Genomic DNA, 20,821 nt, shown 5'->3' on the forward strand with positions numbered 1-20,821 from the left:
CTAGGTTTGACTAAGCTATTTCCACCAACTCATTGGCGATCATTTCGGCCTGTTTCAAAACGGTTTCAGTCGCTAATAGCTGCATATCCGGTGGATAACCGTATTGTCGCAATAGTCGCTTCACAATAACTTTTAACTTTGCCCGGACGCTTTCCTTGATCGTCCAGTCAATCGAAGCGTTTTCCTTAACTCTTTGCGTCAAGACCACCGCCAATTCTCGCAATTTATCGTGTTGCATCAGTTCTCTGGCACTGCCATTGTTGGCGACGGCGGTATAAAAGGCATATTCAAAATCGCTCAGGCCCATTTGCTTAGCTTCACTATCGGAAGCGACAATTTCCTTACTGATCCTGATGAGCTCTTCCATAACCTCGGCGGCGGTCAGAATTTTATTCTGATATTTCTTGATGGCTGTTTCCAGCATTTCCATCAAGGATTTGCTTTGCACCAGGTTCTTTTTAGCTCGAACCTTCAGCTCGTCATTGAGCAGTTTTTTCAGCACTTCGAGAGCGACATTTTTATGCTCCATCCCTTTCAATTCGAGCAAAAATTCATCGGAAAGAATGGAGATATCCGGTTTTTTGATTCCTGCTGCATCAAACACGTCGATTACTTGTTCGGATACCAAGGCTTTGTCGATCACCTGTCGAATGGTGGTTTCGATTTCTTCGTTGGTTTTGTCGGAGCCGGTGCCATCAAACTTCGCTAATCGTGCCCTGACCGCCTGAAAGAAGGCGACTTCATCTTTGGCGTCCATGGCTTTTTCATGGGGAATGGCAATAGCAAAGGCTTGGGATAATGCTGTTACTTCATTGATGTAGCGTTTTTTGCCATCATCCAGCCCTAATATATGCTCTTCGGCGGCCAGAATAAGCGATAGTTTTTGCGAGGTATCCGCCGCGAAATAATCCTCATAAGCGAAGCCGTGAAACATCGCGGAGATAACTTCGATTTTCTCTAACATCAAATTGACCGCTTGTTCTTGAGCCAGCGTCGGATCACCTTTGCCGCCTGCGTCAGAATAAAAAGACAAGGCTTCCTTCAAGTCCGAAGCAATGCCCAAATAATCCACGACCAAACCGCCAGGCTTGTCCAGATAAACCCGATTTACCCGTGCAATGGCTTGCATCAGGTTATGGCCTTTCATCGGTTTGTCGATATAAAGCGTGTGCATACTCGGCGCATCAAAGCCGGTCAGCCACATATCCCGAACAATCACGAGCTTTAATTCGTCATTATTGTCCTTCATCCGTTCGGCCAGGACTTTACGTTGCTTTTTGGTGGTGTGATGTTTGGCCAATTCTGAACCGTCTGAAGAAGCAGCAGTCATCACGACCTTAATGACGCCTTTATTCAGATCATCCGAATGCCATTCCGGCTTGAGTTTGATGATTTCATTATACAAACTCACAGCAATTCGGCGAGACATACTGACGATCATACCCTTGCCGGAGAACACTTCCTGCCTCGCTTCAAAATGGCTGACAATATCTTGGGCAATATTTTGAATGCGCTGATGGCTGCCGATCAGAGCTTCCACTTGCGTCCATTTTGCCTTAGCTTTTTGTGTATCGGTGAGGTCTTCCTGGTCCAACTCCTTGTCCAATTCGGCAATCAGCTTTTTGCCTTCAGCACTCAAACTGACTTTGGCCAAGCGGCTCTCATAAAAAATCCTGACGGTAGCACCATCTTCGACCGCCTGGGCGATGTCATAAATATCGACATAATTGCCAAACACGGCGGGCGTATTCACATCAGTTTTTTCAATTGGTGTACCAGTAAAACCTAGGTAAGTGGCATTAGGCAAGGCATCGCGCAGATATTTGGCGAAGCCGTAAACCACTTTTTGACCAATTTTGTTGCCTTGGTTATCTTTTATATCAATTGTCTTAGCCTGAAAACCGTATTGGGTCCGATGTGCTTCATCGGCAATTACCACGATATTCCGACGGTCGGATAACTGCTCGTAAACATTGCCCTCTTCGGGCTGGAATTTCTGGATCGTCGAGAAAATCACCCCGCCGGAGCCCACCCGCAACAATTCTTTAAGCTGTTGCCTGTCTTCCACCTGTTTAGGCTCCTGCCTCAATAATTGGGCGGAGGCCGCGAAGGTATCGAACAACTGATCGTCCAAATCGTTGCGGTCGGTAATCATTAACACGGTCGGGTTATCCAATGCCAGCACGATCTTGCCGGTATAAAACACCATCGACAAAGACTTGCCGGAGCCTTGGGTATGCCAGACAACCCCGGCTTTTTGATCCCCGCCATGAGCGGTGGCCCGCAGCGTCGAAGTAATGGCCGCATTCACTGCATAATACTGGTGATAGGCGGCCAGTTTTTTTACCGTGCTGATACTGATAATGCCGGTTTGCGGGTCTTCTTTTTTGAATTTTTCAAACACCACGAAATGCCGGATCAAATCCAGCAAGGTGGCTTTGCCCAGCATTCCGTTAATCAAGGTTTCAAGCTGGCTGACCAGATGCGAAGCTTCATTTTTCCCATCGACTGATTTCCATGTCATGAAACGGCTAAAAGCCGCCGACAAAGACCCAGCCTTGGCTTCCAGGCCATCGGAAATGACCAGAATGGCGTTGTAGGTAAACAGGCCGGGAATGGTGTACTTATAGGTATCGAGTTGCTTATAGGCCGATTTAATCGTGGCGTTTTCATCGGCGGCGTTTTTGAGTTCGATGACTACAAGAGGCAATCCATTGACGAACAAAACCAGATCGGGGCGCTTGTTTTGCCCGTTTTCAATGACGGTAAATTGATTGGCCACCACGAATTCATTATTTTCCGGCTTGACAAAATCGATCAGCCAGACCAGATCACCGCGATCCTGCCCGTCTTTGCTGTAGCTGACCTTGACGCCTTCGGTCAGCATTCGGTGGAAGGCTTCATTATTGGCCAGCGTATCCGGCGAATGGATGCGCTCAACCTCTTTAAGAGCGTCTTGCAGGACCGAGGGTGGGAGGTTCTTGTTGATGCGTTGCACCGCAGAGCGCAGACGATCCTTCAGGACGACTTCGTCATAGCGGCTGCGTTCCGGATTTTCGCCATCGGGAGCAATATCAGGTCCGTAAATGTAATCATAACCAAGCCGTTCAAACAGCTTGATAGCGAAAGCTTCAATGGCGTTTTCTGTTAAGTGGCTCATCAATCACCTTGTATTGCGTTATTTTCCGTTTCGGACTCCCTGAACGCTTTGTATTCTGATCGGTATGCTTGGAAATCTACGTTGTACAAAATTTCACTGGCAGTATAAGAATACGTATCCATTGAAAATTCCCCGAAAAAGTCATCCCAGTAGTTATTGAAATCTTCGAATTCTTCATAGCCCAGCGTTTCTTCTTCAATAACACTTTGGTCTTGCGGTCCAATATTATTTGTTCTTTCTTCGAAGGCCCGGATTAAAAAAATAGCTATGACTAAAGTGCTATCAATCAAGAATTCCCGTGTCAGAAGGTCAATCTTGTTGTTACGTTCTCTTAGCTCATCCAGTGATTTTCCATGCGAAGTCGGGCTAACCTCGTTCCTGAGATTACCAAGCTCCTGCCCAATATTGGCTAAGGAGCGGGAAACCTGGTTTACCAGGTTTTCATTGGCATAACCCAGGGCGAGGAAGGTGCTCTTTAAAACAGCGTTGATACTCGGTGCACTGCCAAGAGTTATTCCTTTTGTACAGCAAATTTCTTTACCGATGCTTTCCAGAAGCGCCTTGGCATTTTCGATTGAAATGCTGAAATCAGATTCAAGATGGCCTTCCATTCGGTCAACATACAAGGAAAGCTCTTGCCAACGGCCATATTGAGCAATTGTTGCCCTTAGTCTTTCCATTAGTATTGCACCTTGATTTCGCCGTTCATCAGCTTGGGTAACAGTGTGTCTCGGAGTTTTTCGAGGGATTTTCTTTGTTTTGCTATAGCGATTTTCTTATTTAATAATGGAACCATGATCTTAGACATTTCCGTAAGCTCATCAGGCGAAGGAATCAATGTCATAGCCGCATCCAGGTCGCCACGCTTGATATGTCCCATTGTCGTTGCATGGCTTGAAGAAATTGATATGAACTCGGCAAGATGATGTTTGCACCACATTAAGTAAAACCATTTCGGGAATTCGGCAGAGGTGACTTTGAAAAGGTGTTGGTTCAATATGCACCGCTCTCCGCCCCAAACTTTAACCATCAATGATGCAGACCAGGCAAAAATCACATCGCCGGTTTCTACAATATATTCAGGCTTTACATTGCTTGTCGCCCAATCCGAAGATTCAGACATGCCGCTGCTCAATTCTTTTATCTTTAAAACCGGTAAGCATTCTTGGTTATTCTCTGGCGGATATTTCTGGCAGGCCAGTCCATTCAAGAAATTGGCAACACTACTTAATGGTTGACTTTCCCAATTATCCTGTGGCTCCTCAATAAACCACTGACGAAAAAGCGTCTCTGCCATGGTTTCAAGGGTTTTACTTTGGCGATACAGAAGATCGATTTTATCGTCCAGACTGGACAAAATGGCAACGATAGCTTTTTGTTCTGGTAGGGGTGGTAAAGGAACCGGAATTTTCCTAATATTTTTCATCGGAAGCGTTGGTTGAGAGCTTCCATGGGAAAAGCCTTCGAGACTATCCCTAAAAAAGTTTGTCCTAAAGTAGCTATAAACGAAATAGGGATCACATTCTCCACCACACCTGATTCTGCAAATATTAGGCGCCAAATGAAATATTTCATCTTCAGGGATTAATGCAAATTGTCCAATATTTGCACCAACATAGGTAAACAAAATATCGTTCTTATAAAGCTTAGATCGTGGCAAATTATCGGAGACGTTTTTGTTAATTCTTTTTATATCAGATAAATCAAGTTTACCTTCTCTCACGTTTAATGCTCTAAGCGCAATTACCTCACCGTTTTCTACGTATATAATATGTTTTGTATATTCATAACCCGCCAGCTTAGTGACATCTGCGACATCACCGATATATCTACAATCCCAGTGTCCTGGAATCACTCCAACGTCCGATTCATGCCATTTACTCATAACTTCACCCTAGCCAGATTTTCAGCAATGGCTTTATTCAGTATCGTTTCTTCCAGCAATTGCGCTTCAAATTCGGCTTTCAGAGCGGTAAAGCGTTCCTTGAAATCGAAGTCATCTTCTTCATCCGGCAGGCCTACATAACGCCCCGGAGTAAGCACATAATCCAGTTCCTTGACGCGTTCGATAGGTGTTGAGGCACAAAAGCCCTTGATGTCCTCATACTCACCTTCACCTGTGCGCCAAGCATGGTAGGTATGGGCAATCTTCTGGATGTCCTCATGCGAGAGTTCACGGGTGCGACGGTTAATCAAATACCCCAAATTGCGGGCATCGATGAACAGGATTTCAGACTTGCGCGGGTGGCCATTATTGCGGGTACGGTTCATAAACCAGAGCGCCGCCGGAATCTGGGTGTTCAAAAATAGTTTGGCAGGCAGATTGACGATGCAATCAATCAGATTGCCGTCAGCGACCAAAGCCTTGCGAATGTCCCCTTCCCCACTGGATTTACTGGTCAGAGCGCCTTTAGCCAAGACAATTCCGGCTTTGCCAGCCGGAGACAGGTGATATATAAAATGTTGAAGCCATGCAAAATTGGCATTGCCGGAAGGCGGCGTGCCATATTGCCAGCGCCCGTCTTTTCGTAACAGTTCCCCGCTCCAGTCACTGTCGTTAAACGGCGGATTGGCGATAATGAAATCGGCTTTTAGATCTTTGTGGGCGTCATTCAGGAACGAACCTTCGTTATTCCATTTGACTTGCGAACTATCGATACCGCGTATCGCCAAATTCATCTTGGCCAATCGCCAGGTGGTCTGGTTGCTTTCCTGTCCGTAAACGGAAATATCGTTGATTTTGCCCTGGTGTTCTTCAACAAACTTTTCCGATTGCACGAACATCCCGCCCGATCCGCAACAGGGATCGAGTACCCGTCCTTTGTAGGGTTCCAGCATGGAAACCAGCAATTCGACAATGCTGCGGGGCGTATAGAACTGGCCGCCCTGTTTGCCTTCGGCCAAGGCAAATTCACCGAGAAAATATTCGAACACATGGCCCAGCACATCGGCGCTGCGGGCTTTGGCATCGCCGAGCGCGATATTGCCGACCAGATCAATCAGGCCGCCAAGATTGGTCGGATCAAGATTTTGCCTGGCATACACTTTAGGCAAAACACCTTTAAGCGATGAATTTTCTTTCTCGATAGAATCCATCGCGGCATCAATAAATTTGCCAATTTCAGGCTGTTTGGCCTTGGCAAGCAGGAATGACCATCTGGCTTCTGTCGGGACGAAGAAGATATTTTCGGCTTTATATTCGTCTTTATCTTCGGGATCGGCTCCCGCGTATTCCCCCTGCCCTGCTTGCAGCTTGGCGAAGTGCTCTTCGAATGAATCAGAAATGTATTTAAGGAAGATGAGCCCCAATACGACATGCTTGTATTCGGCGGCGTCAATGTTTTTTCGTAATTTATCGGCGGCTTTCCAGAGTTGTTTTTCTAAGGGTTCTTGTTTCTCTTCTTTTTTGATTTTTGCCATGTCATTCCGTACATGAATTAAAAATTATCAGGCCATTGCCTTGCACTATGAAAAACAGCCAGAATCTGAATTTGCTGTTCTTTTATACGGTACGGCAAAATATAGCGAGTCCCCGTAAGCACTAACTCGCGCGTACCTTCTACTCGACCAGGACGGCCTATTTGAGGATTGCTTTGCAATAGCAGAACACGATCTTTTATCTCGTTAAGCAATGCATGTGCAGCATGAGGGTTTTCTTCAGCGATATATTCAAAAATGTCCCGTAGATCCTGACGGGCGGGTTCGGTCCAGACTATTTTCACGCCTTTCCTTGAGCTTTTCGTTCAATTAATTCTTCCATTTCTTTCATCACATCATCGTGATCAACCAGTTCGCCTCGATCGGCCGCCGCAATGCCTTGGGTGATTTTTTCGATCTGCCAGGCGTGTTGTTGTAGGTATTCCTTGAGCGCTTGATTGACCAGATAATTACGCGACCTGTCCAGTGAGTCGGCCAAATGGTCAAGCTGGTGTACGATGTCTGATTCAGCTCTGACAGTAAATGCTTCGGTAGCCATGAGCAATACTCCGGTTCGTTATGGTTCACTTGTAATCATAACGCATACTTTATATATATGCTATTTACTTGTTACAGTCGTGATATCCGCCTTTCTGCTTGCTTTGGGATAATTGTTGGGCAGCACTGATCGCCTCGTCCTCGGTAGCAAACCACTCCTTGCGCACGGTTCCGGGAGATCCTACCCTGCCCCATTCCTTGACCAGCGACCAATCGCCGAATATGCCTGGTACAACGTATATCTGATAAAACCGGTGCAGGTTCTGCTCTGGATCATGCCGTTCCAGGTAAATGCGGTTCATGGCACTTAAATATCCGCCACCAGCTTGCTCAGCCGCTCCTGCCCTGCATGCGTATAGATCTGCGTCGTGGCAATGCTCTCATGGCCGAGCAGCGCCTGGATGTCCACCAGCTGCACGTCCTTTTCCAACAATCGTGTGGCGTAAGTGTGGCGGAGCTTATGCGGCGTGACCTTCTTCTCGATGCCGGCCTTGTCGATCAGCTTCTTCAGATAGGCCCGCGCGGCATGGGCGCCGGGCGGCTTGCCGCCGGGCTTCTTCGCGAACACGTAATCGTCGGGCGCCCGGCCGGCCAGCGACAAGGCCAGCACGCGGCCGAACGCCTCCGGCAACGGTACCTGGCGCTCCTTGTTGCCCTTGCCGATCACGCGCACGTGCCTGGCTACGCCATCGACCACGCGCACGTCCCGCGCTTTCAGGCCCAGAGCTTCGCTGATGCGCAGGCCAGATTTCTGGATCAGCTCGAATAGCAATTCGTAGCGCCGGCGCACGGCCATCGAAAATTCGCGGCTGCGGCCGAAGGCGTTGTCGGGGATGTCGTCGTAGTTGCGCGTGGCTTTCATCAGCGCCGCCTGCTCCTCGGTTTCCAGCCAGACCGGGATGCGCCGGGGCCGCTTGGGCTTCTCGATCTGGTAGATGGGATCCTCGGTAACCTTGTTGTTGCGCCTGGCCCATTTGTAGAAGGTGGCCAGGCAAGAAATCTTGCGGGCGATCGCGTGCGCCCCGATGCCTTCCCGGGACAAATGCGAAACGAAATGCTCGACGTCGGTGGGCGAACACTTCTGCCAGTCCAATCCAGCATCGGACAGCCACCGGTACCAAATACCTAAATCTGAGTGGTAGTTGTAGCAGGTCGTATCGGCGTGGCCCTTGGTGTATTTCAAAAAGGCCAGGAAATCCTTTCGGGTTTGCTCGAATGAAGTTTCAGTCGGTTTTGTCATCTCTGCTCCATGCCGCGTTTGGAAACCTGTTGGAAAATTTCGGCGGTTTTCGGGATTTCAGGCCGAAAGCCTAATTTACTAAAATTACTATTTTAGTGCATGAGACTGAGAATGCAAAAAGGCAAATTACAGAATATCGCGCAAAAAACCGCCTATTAAGGACCACAAAAACCCGCTGGCAGGCTATGAAATCATACTAAATTTACTAAAACTTTTGTTTTGGTAAAAAGTTAGCTCAAACACTGCCATATATGACAAAGTATCCCTCATCCATTAATATTGGAATTGTGTGACTAAAGGCAGTTATAGGTAACGGAGTGACTATGGCGGCGACGAATAGCGAAAAACAAAAACGGTATCGCGAATCCAGAATCCAGTCCGGCGATCGGCACCTGACCTGCTGGCTCGGCAAGGATGACAACGAACGCTTGATGCGACTGATGCAATCGTTCGGTTATGGCGATCGGGGCAATATGCAGGCTGGCTATACCGATGTGATCGGCCTGGCCCTGGCGCAATTGGAACAGCCAGGCAAAAAGATCCGGCATGGCTTGGTGTTATTAAGAGGAAACAGAGGGAATAATGAGTGAAGAACAGCGCGTGATTGTAACCGACATCCGAATGCCATTCATGTCTATGGTGGTTTTCATGGTCAAATGGGTCATCGCCTCGATACCGGCGTTTTTTGTTCTGGCAATCATTGCATCGATATTTATGGGAATCATCGGCGGAATGGGCAGGATGATGCATTGATTGGTTATCCACAAAATCTGTGGATAACCTTGTCATCAATTCGTCATATTGCGCGCTAACTTTTTATAAATTATGGGGTTGAGTTAAATTGACTAAAAACTGGCCAGGCTTTATTCGGCCTCTGGAAACCGTCGATGAAGCGGTCGATCGGCTAATGGTGATTCTGGAGGATGAGCACAAAGCCGCCATTGCGATCATGCAGGAAAATGAGCTGATCGGTTTGCATTTCGGCCTTGGTTCGGCGATCCGCAATGCCTTCGGGCTGCATGAGCCTGACAGCAAGTTGCTGGAATCATGTGGCGTTGCGCATCCGGATGATGCGGCCGGCACGATAATTCAAGTATTATGGCGGACATTGCAGCCATCAAAATGAAGATAAGAACTCGGCTTTATGGCCGTTTTATTTATATTAAGGATTTTTGAATTGAATATAGGCGTGCCGAGGACACTATGGGGCTACAGGATCGTGATTATTACCGGGAAAGTTATAAAAGAGCGCCGCAGGAGGACCACAATCTTCACGCATCCAGACCCAGAGCCACCAAAAGAAATAACGCAGGCCTTCACTATCTCCTGTATCCAGTCCTGACGATAGCCGCGCTTTGGTACGGGGCCGACCATCTTCTTGGCAAGATAAAAGGCGGAAAATTACTTGGGCCGGAATCCGTGCTGCCCGCCAACCCCAAACCGCTTGATTTGACACCCGGCGCCATCAGCTTGAAGACCGATCGGCAGGGGCATTTCAGAGGCACCGTCCTGGTGAACAACATCCCTATGCCCTTCCTGATCGATACCGGAGCGACTACTACCGTCATTCCGGCAAAAATGGCAAGAGCGGCGAGCCTGCCTTTGGGGCGGTTCATCCAGGCGAGCACGGCCGGAGGGAAAGTCGCTGAGCGTGCAACCCGAATCAACAGCCTGAAAATCGGCAATGCCGAAATAAGAAACCTTGAGGCTCACCTCAACGAGCATCTGGATGAAGCGCTGATTGGCATGAACACGTTAAAGTATTTCCGCATGACGCAAAGCGGCAATACGCTGACACTGGTAGCCAACAACATGCCCGAAGCGATTGCGGCAACAGAAGATGGATCGTCCCCTGCTATGCCCTCCCCCGCATTTCAGCCGTTCAATAACGGCAGGCCCGTAGGAGCCATGGCGCCAGATCGCCCTTTCGCAAAATCGATCGTAGTGAAAAAAACGGTTGCCTGCGACGAGCATCATGTGTGCAAGACTACTTATAGCGATCGCTAACCAAAAACCGAAAAAGCAAGCAAAGCATGAATCAAGCTCAAGCCGATAAGGAATACCTGCTATGGATGCAACCCAAATCCTGACACACGCTTTTGGTCCTTTAATCAGTGACTATTGGTGGCTGATCCCGCTGATTATCTTACTCACCTTCCTGAAATCTCCCTTCATGAAAGGCATCTTGGGCGAGTTTATGGTTAATTTAGCGGCCAAGCTATTTCTCGATAAGAAGATCTATACACTATTCAAGAACGTGACCCTTCCGACCGAGGACGGCACCACGCAGATTGATCATGTTGTCGTTTCCCGCTATGGCGTGTTCGTCGTCGAAACCAAGAACATGAAAGGCTGGATCTTCGGCGATCCCAAGCAAAAGACTTGGACCCAGAAGATTTACCGGCATACAACAAAATTCCAGAATCCGCTGCACCAGAACTACAAACATACCCAGACGCTGCAGTCGGCGCTGGATCTTGATACGGATAAGCTGTTTTCCCTGGTTGTTTTTGTCGGCGACAGCGATTTCAAAACGCCCATGCCGGACAATGTGGTTTATCTGGGCGGCTACATCCGGTTCATCAAAAGCAAAATTCAACCGCTCCTCAGTGACAGTGAGGTTCTGGCCATTTGCAATAAGATTGCATCCGGCCAGCTGAAGCCATCGCTCAAAACGCACATGGATCATGTGAAACACGTTAAAACGATCGTCGAGGAAAAACAGCGTCAAGTTGATGAAAATGCCTGTCCCAAGTGCGGCAGGCCCATGATATTGAGGACGGCCCGGAATGGCGACAACCAGGGCAAGCAGTTTTGGGGATGTACCGGCTTCCCGAAGTGCAGAACGGTTAGGCAAATATCATAAGTATCAGCTGTCTCTGATGTGCCAATTAGAGACATTCAAGAATTTCAGCCAAATGGCGGCTGCAATACAGAAAGCTGTCGTTCAACGTTAAAAGTAACCGGCACCGGAGCGCAGCGGCGGGAACCATAAAGCGTAGCTTTTTGGCGTCCGTGACTGACTTGTTAAGTATTTTGGGATGTATCAACGTATTCATTTGCCAATTGATAGAAGGAGCTGCCTTCGTAGTTGAAACCACCTGAATCACCTGCTGCTATTCTGGCACTAGCAATTTCCTTGGCTTCATTTGGTTTGGATTCAAGCAGACAGGTTAGAAGTTTCTCGACCCATATGGTTCGAACTGCATTTGGGTATTTTTTCATTAGCTGCGAATAGTAATTTTCTAGAACTCCAAGATTGCTTTGATAGGAGGTAATACTAGACGCCACGTCAAGACTTATCGGGTCAAGCAATTCAAATACGCTGCAAATTCCTGTTGATATGAATTCTTCTTCCCACTTATCGAGCGTAGTGTTTCCACTTTGGACTTCCATACTCGGCGCTACCCAGGCACCGCAAGCCCTAAAACTAAGCGGTTGTTTTTTGTTCTCGGGAAGCTTAACAACATCCCAAAAAACATAGTCAAAGTCATAATGCTTGAAGCGCATAGACCAAGATAGCCTTTTTATCTTCGGCTGACCCGTAATCAAAATCGTGAAAAATGCATCCTTCTCTTTTTTGAAAACAAAGCCGCGACTGCATTTCCAACCAAAGCGATTTGATTCTTCTTTTAATAATTTATTTAGAATCTTGTCAGACTCGGATTGGCTCATTAAAACACCTAATGTGGGGCTAAGGGGCGCGCTGTAGGCGCATTCTGCTTGAGCGTAAGGCTAGAGTACATATACACCAGCCTTTTCCGCTTCGGCCTTCAGAGCGCCAATTGAAGCTTGATTTTTTAAGTACACATGATGTGTAAAGTCCAAGCCTTCTACATATATGACTTTCAAAGACGGAATAACGAACATGAAGCGGTGAGCACAGCTTGCTAAATAAGGTAAAGGGCTTAGTGTCATATTTTTTGCAGACGTAGATGTGAACGCCCTGAAGGTTATATGCTGTTTATACCTGCCAACCCGTTTAACAAGGTATGACTCAAAACTTGATGTAAGGCTGCAAACAAAGGAGTGCAACTTGGCATCGTTTATTTTCTGTTTTTCGATTGGAACATCGTTTAACTCTTTATACGCCTCTTCTTCAGATAGCCAATGATCGTAAACAGTTATAGCTACTTGTTGGTAGTTGCCCGTACTTTCATTAGAAGCGATAGCGGCTAAGTCAGGAAAACAATTAATCAGGTTGGCCTGAGTTTTCCTATCTAGGTTTTGAAATCGACGATTAGCCACGGGAGCCTCTTGTGTTCTAACTTAAAGGTAAATGTAGTGGCTTGCATTCGAAAATGGCCGAGCTCGCATTTATCTCGCTTTTGGGCTCGAATTAATTGCCACTGAAAATCCGGCTCGGCTCAAAATAAGGGTCTTGCTCACTTTTGGTGATGCAAAACTCAAAAGTTATTCTGGCTCAGCAGTCAGCGTGTCGTAGCGATTGACTGCGGTACTGGATTTTGAACGAACGACTGGAAGACTGAGATCCTTAGGACAGGCCTGGCGTGTCAGGTGCGGGCGTAGCAACAACCGGCCGCAAAGGCATCAGGCGGCTAATAAAAACCGCCGGGTTAATAGATCCAGACCCGCACGCCCGTACATCGACCGCTTCAGCGTTTTGAGCCGGTTGATGTGGCCTTCGACCGGACCGTTGCTCCAGGGCAAGATCAGGCTGGTTTTCACGGCGTCATAGTCGTCGCGCAGCCCTTTGGCAAAGCGCTGCAAGGCGGGGCAGATACTCTGGGCAGCGCGCACCAGCCAGTGATCAAAGCGGTCGGGCTGCCGTTGACGGACCATCGCGGCAAACTCGCGGGCGAGTTCAATGGCGGCTGCTAATTCCGCATGTTGCGCTTTAAGCTGCAGGATCAAGCGTTCGTCCTCCTCGATGCGTTGTTCGGGTCGTTGCAATACCAGCCGCGTGACACGTCGGGTAGTGAGCGCCCGCAGCCGAGTTTGATTAACTTTGGGCAGTTGCCCCGGAGGCCGCTGTCGAGGCTTGAGTCCCTGGGCCTCTCGCAACCGGCGGGTGTAGCGCGCTACTGTAGCATAGCTACCGCCATAGCCTTGGCTTTGAAGCGCGCGGAACAGCGCCAAGGTTTCACGCTGCCCCGCATTCCAACGCTCGACCAGGTAGGCTTTGTAGGGATCCAAGAGGCTTCTGCCCCGATCGCTGCGCTCCTTGCGTTCCGGAAAGACCGGGGCCTGAAGGTAGCGGGTCACGGTCATGCGGCCGATGCCCAACTGTCGGGCAATGACGCGATCAGACCAGCCGTGGCGGTGCAGTTCCCAGACTCGGGTGTAATGGGCGAGGCGCCGCGCCCGGCGCTGTTCGGCCCGTTGCCTCGCCAGAGGCGGCGGTCGGGTTGGTGGCACCGTGACGGTGCCGGCAGGGATACTCGGTTCCGACTTAAGCTGCTTCTTGACCTCAGTGAGTGCGGAACCATGGGCGCTGAAGACCTGATCGAGTGCTTCGCTTAGGTTCTGCAGCAAATGAAAGCGATCGGTCATCTGGATCGCCTGCGGCGCACCCGCGCGAATCCCCTCCGCATAGGCGATGGACCGATCCCGGGCCACCATCTTGACGCCGGGATGTGCGCACAGCCAGCCGGCCAGGGTATCGGCTTGGCGGTCGGCGAGCAGTGCGACCGGCCGGCTTTGCTCCAGATCGACGAGGATCGTGCCGTAGCTTTGGCGTTTGCGATGGGCCCAGTCGTCAACCCCCAGAATAGCTGGCGCTGGTCCGTCCGGCAAAGGTTGACGGCGTATCAGCCGTAACAGGGTATGACGAGACACCCTGATGCCGAGGCGGTCGCTCAGCCGAGCCCCGGGTGCCCCGCCCAAAGCCAGGCCGATAGAGGTCAGACGTTCGGCCAAGCGATTCGTGCGTCGTGCCCACGGTTCGGCCAGGTCGGGCAGACGTTCGGTGAAAATTCGTCGTGAGCAAGCAGCGTTGTCACAGAAGAGCTTACGCACGCTGAGCTGAATCTGAAGGCCATAACCACTCCACGGCAGATCCGTCAGTGTGCGCTGATAGCGGCTGTGGAGGCGTGCCGCCGGCTGATGGCAGCCCGGGCAAGAAGGGGTTGGCTGTAGGGAGGTTAACTGCAGTACAAACTGAGTTTGCGTAGTTTCAACCCGCCAGGCATCAAAGCGAAGATCGGGTAACGCGAGGAGTTGTTGAACAAGGAAATGCATCTCCTTGATATGGGGATAGCCGGTTGAGAAATCATCACCAAAAGTGAGCAAGACCCCAAAATAAATGCCACTGAGCTTGCATTTACCCGCATGGGCTCGCATTCCATTTTCATGGGCTCATTCTAATTGCAAATGAAATTCGGGCTTCAGTAATCCATCATTGACGCGAAGCGGTAAACAGGCTTTCGCTCAACCGTGTCTAATGATAGAGACTCTCATTCCTAGAGTTCCTCACATAATGGATAGAGGGAAAGAAGCCGATTTATTTTTTTCGATGCATTGAATAACCTTTAACCAGCGCATAAACCGCCGGAATGACCACCAGGGTCAACAATGTAGACGACACCATGCCACCTACCATCGGGGCAGCGATGCGGCGCATCACTTCCGAGCCAGTCCCCGTTCCCCACATGATGGGCAGTAGCCCTGCCATAATGGCGACTACCGTCATCATCTTGGGCCGGACGCGCTCTACCGCCCCTTCCCGGATCGCATCGTACAGATCCGCTCTATCCGGAGATTGACCTGCCGCCGCTCTGCTGGCCTTGATCTTTTCCCAAGCATGATCCAGATAAATCAGCATGACTACGCCGGTCTCTGCAGCTACGCCGGCCAAAGCGATAAAGCCGACGATGACCGCCACACTCAGGTTATAGTTCAACCAGTACATGAGCCACACGCCGCCCACGAGCGCAAAGGGCAATGACAGCATGACAATGAGCGTTTCGGTAAGACGCTTGAAATTCAGGTACAGCAACAGAAAGATGATAAACAAAGTCATCGGCACAGCAATGGCCAGCTTGGCTTTCGCGCGCTCCATGTATTCGAACTGGCCGCTCCAAGTGACATAATAACCGGGCGGAAACTTCACCTGATTCCGTACCGCGCGTTGCGCATCGGCCACATAACTGCCGATGTCGCGGCCGCGGATATCGACGAAGATATAGGCGGAGAGCAAGGCATTTTCGGTACGGATTGACGGCACACCCTTATCGAGATTGACCTGAGCCAGTTGCCCCAGCGGAATCATCGCACCGCCGGGCGTGGGCACTAAGACCTGCGTAGCGATCCTATCGGGTGAATCGCGCAGCTCACGCGGATAGCGCACACTCACATTGAAGCGTTCCCGATTTTCCACGGTAGTGGTGACCGTTTCACCGCCTAAAGCCGTGGCAATCACATCCTGAAAGTTCCCGACACTGAGCCCGTAGCGGGCCAGTTGTTTCCGGTTCGGCTCAATGATCAGGTAATAGCCGCCGGTGATTCGCTCCGCATAGGCACTGGTTGTGCCTGGCACGGTTTTGACGACCGCTTCGATCTGGGTAGCGAGTTGTTCCATTTGCCCAAGGTCATTGCCGAACACTTTAATGCCGATCGGCGTGCGGATGCCGGTCGAAAGCATGTCGATGCGGTTCTTGATCGGCATGGTCCAGGCAATGGTCACGCCGGGCATCTGCGTGGCGCTATCCATTTCAGCGATGAGCTTGTCGATAGTCATACCGGTTCGCCATTGCGCTTCCGGCTTGAGATTGACTACCGTCTCGAACATTTCCAACGGCGCCGGGTCGGTAGCGGTTGAGGCTCGCCCCGCTTTGCCAAATACGGATTCAACCTCAGGGAAGCTTTTCAGAATACGGTTATGGGTTTGCATGATTTCCGCCGCCTTGGTGACGGAAATGCCGGGCAGACTCATCGGCATGAAGAGCAAGGTGCCTTCGTTCAAGGTCGGCATGAATTCGCTGCCCAATTTCAATGCTGGGTAAGTCGTGATGGCCAGGGCGACGACGGCGCCGGCGATCGTCAGCTTTTTCCAGCGCAATACGCCTTCAATAACCGGACGGTACAGCCAGATCAGTGCGCGATTCAGCGGATTGCGGTGTTCCGGGACAATGCGCCCGCGTATGAATAGCCACATCAATACCGGCACCAAGGTCACGGATAAAAAGGCCGCTCCCGCCATCGCGAAGGTCTTGGTGTAGGCCAGAGGCTTGAATAGCCGCCCTTCCTGCTCTTCAAGGACAAAAACGGGCAGGAAGGAGACGGTGATGACCAGAAGGCTCAGGAACAAGGCCGGGCCGACTTCTTTAGCGGCCTGGATCATCAGGTCCAGACGATTGGCACCCGGTTCTGCGCGTTCGAGATGTTTATGGGCGTTTTCTATCATCACGATGGCCGCATCCACCATGACGCCAATGGCAATGGCGATACCGCCAAGGCTCATGATATTGGAATTAATGCCTAGCCCATGCATGACGATAAACGCGATCAGCACGCCGATCGGCAGCATCACGATGGCGACCAGAGCGCTGCGCACATGATAGAGGAACAGAATACAGACGAGAGCGACGATCAGGCTCTCCTCGATCAATTTGTCGCGCAAGTTGGTGATGGCCTTGAGAATTAACACAGAGCGGTCATAGACAGGCGTTATGGACACACCTGGTGGTAAACCGGACGCTATTTGCTGGAGTTTGGCTTTTACGTTATCGATCACGTCCAGCGCATTCTGCCCATAACGGGCAATCGCAATGCCGGAGACCGCTTCGCCTTCGCCGTTCAGTTCGGTGATGCCCCGCCGTTCGTCCGGTCCCAATTGCACGCGTGCCACATCGCGAATCAGGACCGGCGTGCCACCCTCGGTTTTCACGGCCAAATCCTCGATGTCGCGGATGCCGCGCAAATAGCCTTTGCCGCGCACCATATATTCGGTTTCCGTCATCTCGACCACACGCCCGCCGACATCGCGGTTGCTTTCTGCGATGACCTGGCTGACCGTCGATAACGGGACACCATAGGCCTGAAGCTTGCGCGGATCGACGATCACCTGATATTGCTGGACAAAGCCGCCGACGCTGGCGACTTCCGCCACCCCCTGTGCTTTGGTGAGTTGGTAGCGGAGAAACCAATCCTGCAAGGTTCTGAGCTCTGCGAGCGAATGCTGGACACCGAGCAGCGCATATTGAAAGACCCAACCGACACCCGTGGCATCGGGGCCGAGGTTTGGCGTGATGCCTTTCGGCAATCGGCTGGCCGCAAAATTCAGGTATTCTAGCACCCGTGTGCGAGCCCAGTAAACATCGGTGCCATCCTCGAAAATCACGTACACAAACGAGGCGCCGAAAAATGAAAAGCCGCGTACCACTTTGGAGCGCGGCACGCTTAACATGGCCGTGCTCAGGGGATAGGTTACCTGATCCTCGACGACTTGGGGTGCCTGGCCAGGATACTCGGTGTAAACGATCACCTGTACATCCGACAGATCGGGCAAGGCATCGAGCGGGGTTTTCCAAATGGCATAAATACCCAGGATGACGATAAAGACGGTGGTCAGCAGCACGACAAACGCGTTGCGTGCCGACCATTCAATGATCCGGCCCAGCATCTCACCTCCCTCCGTGATGGCTATGTTCACCAGCAGGTGGCGGTTCAGCCGGAGCGGGACCTTGGGTTTCTGGGCCGGCGGGTTTAAAGGCGCTTAAAGCCGCCTTCAAATTGCTCTCGGAATCAATCAGGAAGTTGGCGCTAACGACCACGCGTTCCTGCTCGCTCAGACCTTCCACTATCTCGATCTGGTCTTCGCCACGCAGCCCTATCTGGACCGGACGCGGTTCGAAGCGACCTTCGCCTCGATCGACCAGCACCAGTGCGCGTCGCCCGCTTTCCAATATCGCCGATCTTGGCACCGCCAGCGCTCGGTGCGTCTGCGTGGCGATTTCCAGCTGGGCATACATCATCGGCTTGAACAGGTGGTCGGGATTGGCCAGTTCAATACGGATCTTGGCAGTGCGAGTTGCAGGGTTCAGCGTAGGATAGATGAAGCCCACCTTGCCTTTAAACGTGCGGCCGGGATAGGCATCAAACGTCACTCGAGCGGACTGTCCGAGCTTGATCAAGCCGATGTCTTGTTCATAGACTTCAGCCATAATCCAGACTTGAGACAGGTCGGCAATCTTGAACAGTGTTTCGCCTGTCATCACCCGGGCGCCGGCCACGGCCGATTTTTCCAGGACAACGCCGGAGGCCGGCGAACGAACGATCACGGCATGAGTAACCGTGCCCTGTTGTTGCAGACGATCCAGTTCAGAAGCGGAGATCCCCCAATTGCGCAGGCGCTCCAAGCTGCTGTCGGTCAGGCTTTTCATGCCGGATTGCAGCCAGGGCTCGCCATTGCCGAGCGCCGCTTGACCGCTCTTGGCCTCCAGATATTCGTGCTGGGCAGAAATCAGGTCCGGGCTGTACAGTGAGAACAGGGGCTGACCACGCGTCACCGATTGCCCCGTGGCGTTCACGTAGAGCTTTTCGATAAAGCCATCAAAACGGAGGGTCACGTCATAGCGCCGCCGCTCATCGGCTTCGACACTGCCGACGCTGCGAACCGGGTACGCGATTTCAGTGTATTCGACCGGTGCTGTTTTGACGCCGAGTCGCTGGATCTTTTCGGTACTGATGCTCAGCACTTGAGCTTCGTTTCGATGGTCTTCTTCTGCGTAGACGGGGATGTAATCCATGCCCATCGAGTCTTTCTTTGGGACCGGCGAGGTATCCGGCAGCCCCATCGGATGACGGTAGTAGAGAATTTTGCCTTTCGGCTGCTCAGCGCCGCCTGCAGGCGGTTGAGTTTTTTCGGCCTTAGGCGCTTCCTCATAGACGGGAACATAATCCATGCCCATGTCATCCTTGGCTGGCACCGGTGAGGTGATGGCCGGATTCATCGGATGGCGGTAGAAGGCTGGTTTCTTTTCGGTTTGGGCCGGAGTTGCGGTACTTATGTGCTCGGCACTCGGTGCCGTTGTCGCACTCCCTCCCTCCCGGGAGGAAGCCAGCCAATAACCACCCATTACGCCTAAGCCGGCGGCCGCGAGCGCCGTCCATAGAAGGCTTTTATTCATAAGGGCTCCTTCCCGACCGCCGCCGCTAACTGCGCCAGGGCCTGGTGCGCCTCGGCCAATGCCTGCCAATACTGAGTCTGGTAATCGAACCAGGCATTTTGGGCCTGGATCACGCTCTGAAAATCCGCCTTGCCGACCTGGTAGGCGCTCAGCGAGGCGGCGACGTTCTGTTGCGCGAGCGGCAGCATGTCGTTTTTTAACAGCTCAAACTGTTCAACGCTGCCTTGGTAGAGAGCCAAGGCAGCGTTGATTTCGGTTTGGATTTCCCGGTGCGCTTCATCCAGTGCATATCGCTCCTTGAGCAATTCGCTTTGACGCTGATTGACGGCTTTCGCCTGCTTGCGGCCGGTGTAAATGGGCAACGTCATGCTTAATTGCACGCTGGCAAAGTCACTGCGGCTCTGGCCATCCGGCGTATTCTGACGAAAGGCATAGGCCGTGCCTACCGTGAAATCCGGGTAATAATCCTTTTCTGCCAGTTCCAGCCGGCTTTGGGCCGCATCGATGGCGTTCTTCCGTTCGGCCAGGCGGGGGCGGGACTTTTCGCTCTGGGCTTGCAGATCCGGAGCAGAGCCAATAGCCGGCAAATGCACATCCACGGCGTCAGGCAAGTGAACAGCTTTGTCCGCTGGACGGTTGAGTAAGGCGTTCAAGCGTGCGAGTTCAGCCCTGTGCATGGCGAGGTGTTGTGCCTTTTCCTTGGTGAGTCGGGTCTGCGCCAGCAGCGCTGACAGCACATCCTGCCGGAGTCCTTTGCCGACCCGGTACTGAGTGTCGGCAATCCTGGCCAGTTGCTTAAGCTGTTGCTCGGTATCGCTGATGATCAGCAATGAACGGTGCACGAACATCAGTTGCCACCAGTGAATGTTGACCTCGCGGGCCAGTTGCAGACGCGCTTCCTCCACGGTATGGGCGGCGGCTTCGGCCTCGAAAGTCGCGGCTTTTTCCCGCAAGGCCAATTTGCCGGGAAACGGTATGGGCTGACTGATGCCCACTTCCAGCATGGTCATATCCTCTTTTTGCAGGTTGAGGCCGTTGGCCGTAGGCAGATAGAGCGCCCCGAAATTCAGGGTAGGGTCAGGCAAACTGCCTTCTTGCGACGGAATCGCCGCCATCGCCTCGCTGCGGGCCTTGATCTGGGCCAGGCTGGGATTGTCGGCCAAAGCCATACTGATCGCCTGTTCGAGTGTCAGAATGGGCTCATCGGCTAAGAGCGTGCTTGAAAACAGGGTCAGCCAGCAGGCTGCCGGCATCCAAGACACACGGCAGGGCCGCCAACGGGATAATAAGGGAGACATAAATTTTTCCTTTCTCAATCGAAAAAAAACAGGTTCCGCCAGACGCGGTAACCCCTTC

Annotated in this window: 19 protein-coding genes; 5 read left to right on the plus strand and 14 right to left on the minus strand. The window is 51.4% G+C overall.

All coding sequences use genetic code 11. From position 1 onward, the window contains the following. Nucleotides 1–10 precede the first annotated feature (10 nt). The 8 genes from METLU_RS0100320 to METLU_RS0100355 form a co-directional block, all read right to left on the minus strand. Entirely contained in the window at nucleotides 11–3,160 is a 3,150-nt protein-coding gene (locus METLU_RS0100320; protein ID WP_036242587.1) for a type I restriction endonuclease subunit R, read from the minus strand. Further along, nucleotides 3,160–3,840 (minus strand): abortive infection family protein, encoded by a 681-nt coding sequence (locus METLU_RS0100325; RefSeq protein WP_027156505.1) that lies wholly within the window; start codon nucleotides 3,838–3,840, stop codon nucleotides 3,160–3,162. Before METLU_RS0100325 ends, METLU_RS0100320 begins: the two co-directional genes overlap by 1 nt. Continuing rightward, nucleotides 3,840–5,045 carry a restriction endonuclease subunit S gene (locus METLU_RS24005; RefSeq protein ID WP_051299693.1) on the minus strand — a complete coding sequence of 402 codons (1,206 nt, stop codon included), beginning with the start codon at nucleotides 5,043–5,045 and terminating at the stop codon, nucleotides 3,840–3,842. The genes METLU_RS0100325 and METLU_RS24005 overlap by 1 nt, the downstream gene beginning before the upstream one ends. Then, nucleotides 5,042–6,580: a type I restriction-modification system subunit M gene (locus METLU_RS0100335; protein ID WP_027156506.1), complete on the minus strand. Its 1,539-nt coding sequence runs from the start codon at nucleotides 6,578–6,580 to the stop codon at nucleotides 5,042–5,044. The genes METLU_RS24005 and METLU_RS0100335 overlap by 4 nt, the downstream gene beginning before the upstream one ends. Nucleotides 6,581–6,597: 17 nt before the next feature. After that, nucleotides 6,598–6,882 carry a type II toxin-antitoxin system RelE/ParE family toxin gene (locus tag METLU_RS0100340; RefSeq protein ID WP_027156507.1) on the minus strand — a complete coding sequence of 95 codons (285 nt, stop codon included), beginning with the start codon at nucleotides 6,880–6,882 and terminating at the stop codon, nucleotides 6,598–6,600. Beyond that, nucleotides 6,879–7,136: a CopG family ribbon-helix-helix protein gene (locus tag METLU_RS0100345; RefSeq protein ID WP_027156508.1), complete on the minus strand. Its 258-nt coding sequence runs from the start codon at nucleotides 7,134–7,136 to the stop codon at nucleotides 6,879–6,881. The genes METLU_RS0100340 and METLU_RS0100345 overlap by 4 nt, the downstream gene beginning before the upstream one ends. A gap of 64 nt (nucleotides 7,137–7,200) precedes the next feature. Then, nucleotides 7,201–7,437, minus strand: a complete 237-nt coding sequence (locus tag METLU_RS0100350; protein WP_027156509.1) for a WGR domain-containing protein — start codon at nucleotides 7,435–7,437, stop codon at nucleotides 7,201–7,203. 5 nt (nucleotides 7,438–7,442) lie between these two features. Then, entirely contained in the window at nucleotides 7,443–8,375 is a 933-nt protein-coding gene (locus tag METLU_RS0100355) for a tyrosine-type recombinase/integrase (RefSeq protein ID WP_027156510.1), read from the minus strand. Between the two features lie 323 nt (nucleotides 8,376–8,698). On the opposite strand from METLU_RS0100355, the gene METLU_RS0100360 reads away from it, so the two are divergent. The 5 genes from METLU_RS0100360 (at nucleotide 8,699) to METLU_RS0100380 (ending at nucleotide 11,241) form a co-directional block, all read left to right on the plus strand. After that, entirely contained in the window at nucleotides 8,699–8,965 is a 267-nt protein-coding gene (locus METLU_RS0100360; protein ID WP_027156511.1) for a hypothetical protein, read from the plus strand. Then, nucleotides 8,958–9,128 carry a hypothetical protein gene (locus METLU_RS28200; protein WP_196806455.1) on the plus strand — a complete coding sequence of 57 codons (171 nt, stop codon included), beginning with the start codon at nucleotides 8,958–8,960 and terminating at the stop codon, nucleotides 9,126–9,128. The genes METLU_RS0100360 and METLU_RS28200 overlap by 8 nt, the downstream gene beginning before the upstream one ends. Nucleotides 9,129–9,216: 88 nt before the next feature. After that, nucleotides 9,217–9,501 carry a DUF6794 domain-containing protein gene (locus tag METLU_RS0100370; RefSeq protein WP_027156512.1) on the plus strand — a complete coding sequence of 95 codons (285 nt, stop codon included), beginning with the start codon at nucleotides 9,217–9,219 and terminating at the stop codon, nucleotides 9,499–9,501. Between the two features lie 77 nt (nucleotides 9,502–9,578). Further along, nucleotides 9,579–10,382 carry a retropepsin-like aspartic protease family protein gene (locus METLU_RS0100375; protein ID WP_027156513.1) on the plus strand — a complete coding sequence of 268 codons (804 nt, stop codon included), beginning with the start codon at nucleotides 9,579–9,581 and terminating at the stop codon, nucleotides 10,380–10,382. A gap of 61 nt (nucleotides 10,383–10,443) precedes the next feature. Further along, complete coding sequence (locus tag METLU_RS0100380) at nucleotides 10,444–11,241, plus strand: nuclease-related domain-containing protein (protein WP_027156514.1); 798 nt, start codon at nucleotides 10,444–10,446, stop codon at nucleotides 11,239–11,241. 161 nt (nucleotides 11,242–11,402) lie between these two features. Here METLU_RS0100380 and METLU_RS0100385 read toward each other — a convergent pair whose 3' ends face one another. The 6 genes from METLU_RS0100385 to METLU_RS0100410 form a co-directional block, all read right to left on the minus strand. After that, nucleotides 11,403–12,050: a hypothetical protein gene (locus METLU_RS0100385; RefSeq protein WP_027156515.1), complete on the minus strand. Its 648-nt coding sequence runs from the start codon at nucleotides 12,048–12,050 to the stop codon at nucleotides 11,403–11,405. A 60-nt stretch (nucleotides 12,051–12,110) separates the two neighbouring features. Next, nucleotides 12,111–12,623 (minus strand): hypothetical protein, encoded by a 513-nt coding sequence (locus METLU_RS24010; protein ID WP_051299694.1) that lies wholly within the window; start codon nucleotides 12,621–12,623, stop codon nucleotides 12,111–12,113. 303 nt (nucleotides 12,624–12,926) lie between these two features. After that, nucleotides 12,927–14,576: an ISL3 family transposase gene (locus METLU_RS0100395; RefSeq protein WP_027156516.1), complete on the minus strand. Its 1,650-nt coding sequence runs from the start codon at nucleotides 14,574–14,576 to the stop codon at nucleotides 12,927–12,929. Between the two features lie 262 nt (nucleotides 14,577–14,838). Further along, nucleotides 14,839–17,958, minus strand: coding sequence for an efflux RND transporter permease subunit (locus tag METLU_RS0100400; protein WP_027156517.1), 3,120 nt, complete (start codon nucleotides 17,956–17,958; stop codon nucleotides 14,839–14,841). Nucleotide 17,959: 1 nt separating this feature from the next. Continuing rightward, nucleotides 17,960–19,465 (minus strand): efflux RND transporter periplasmic adaptor subunit, encoded by a 1,506-nt coding sequence (locus METLU_RS0100405; RefSeq protein WP_027156518.1) that lies wholly within the window; start codon nucleotides 19,463–19,465, stop codon nucleotides 17,960–17,962. Next, a complete protein-coding gene (locus METLU_RS0100410; RefSeq protein WP_036242590.1) occupies nucleotides 19,462–20,763 on the minus strand; it encodes a TolC family protein in 1,302 nt (433 codons plus the stop codon). The genes METLU_RS0100405 and METLU_RS0100410 overlap by 4 nt, the downstream gene beginning before the upstream one ends. Nucleotides 20,764–20,821: the final 58 nt, after the last annotated feature.

The sequence above is a fragment of the Methylobacter luteus IMV-B-3098 genome, from assembly GCF_000427625.1.
GTDB classification, from domain to species: Bacteria; Pseudomonadota; Gammaproteobacteria; order Methylococcales; family Methylomonadaceae; genus Methylobacter; species Methylobacter luteus.

Coding starts and splice junctions, on each gene's coding strand:
- METLU_RS0100320 (WP_036242587.1), bottom strand. CDS start 3,160: ATGAGCCACTTAACAGAAAACGCCATTGAAGCTTTCGCTATCAAGCTG.
- METLU_RS0100325 (WP_027156505.1), bottom strand. CDS start 3,840: ATGGAAAGACTAAGGGCAACAATTGCTCAATATGGCCGTTGGCAAGAG.
- METLU_RS24005 (WP_051299693.1), bottom strand. CDS start 5,045: ATGAGTAAATGGCATGAATCGGACGTTGGAGTGATTCCAGGACACTGG.
- METLU_RS0100335 (WP_027156506.1), bottom strand. CDS start 6,580: ATGGCAAAAATCAAAAAAGAAGAGAAACAAGAACCCTTAGAAAAACAA.
- METLU_RS0100345 (WP_027156508.1), bottom strand. CDS start 7,136: ATGGCTACCGAAGCATTTACTGTCAGAGCTGAATCAGACATCGTACAC.
- METLU_RS0100350 (WP_027156509.1), bottom strand. CDS start 7,437: ATGAACCGCATTTACCTGGAACGGCATGATCCAGAGCAGAACCTGCAC.
- METLU_RS0100355 (WP_027156510.1), bottom strand. CDS start 8,375: ATGACAAAACCGACTGAAACTTCATTCGAGCAAACCCGAAAGGATTTC.
- METLU_RS0100360 (WP_027156511.1), top strand. CDS start 8,699: ATGGCGGCGACGAATAGCGAAAAACAAAAACGGTATCGCGAATCCAGA.
- METLU_RS28200 (WP_196806455.1), top strand. CDS start 8,958: ATGAGTGAAGAACAGCGCGTGATTGTAACCGACATCCGAATGCCATTC.
- METLU_RS0100375 (WP_027156513.1), top strand. CDS start 9,579: ATGGGGCTACAGGATCGTGATTATTACCGGGAAAGTTATAAAAGAGCG.
- METLU_RS0100380 (WP_027156514.1), top strand. CDS start 10,444: ATGGATGCAACCCAAATCCTGACACACGCTTTTGGTCCTTTAATCAGT.
- METLU_RS0100385 (WP_027156515.1), bottom strand. CDS start 12,050: ATGAGCCAATCCGAGTCTGACAAGATTCTAAATAAATTATTAAAAGAA.
- METLU_RS0100395 (WP_027156516.1), bottom strand. CDS start 14,576: ATGCATTTCCTTGTTCAACAACTCCTCGCGTTACCCGATCTTCGCTTT.
- METLU_RS0100400 (WP_027156517.1), bottom strand. CDS start 17,958: ATGCTGGGCCGGATCATTGAATGGTCGGCACGCAACGCGTTTGTCGTG.
- METLU_RS0100405 (WP_027156518.1), bottom strand. CDS start 19,465: ATGAATAAAAGCCTTCTATGGACGGCGCTCGCGGCCGCCGGCTTAGGC.
- METLU_RS0100410 (WP_036242590.1), bottom strand. CDS start 20,763: ATGTCTCCCTTATTATCCCGTTGGCGGCCCTGCCGTGTGTCTTGGATG.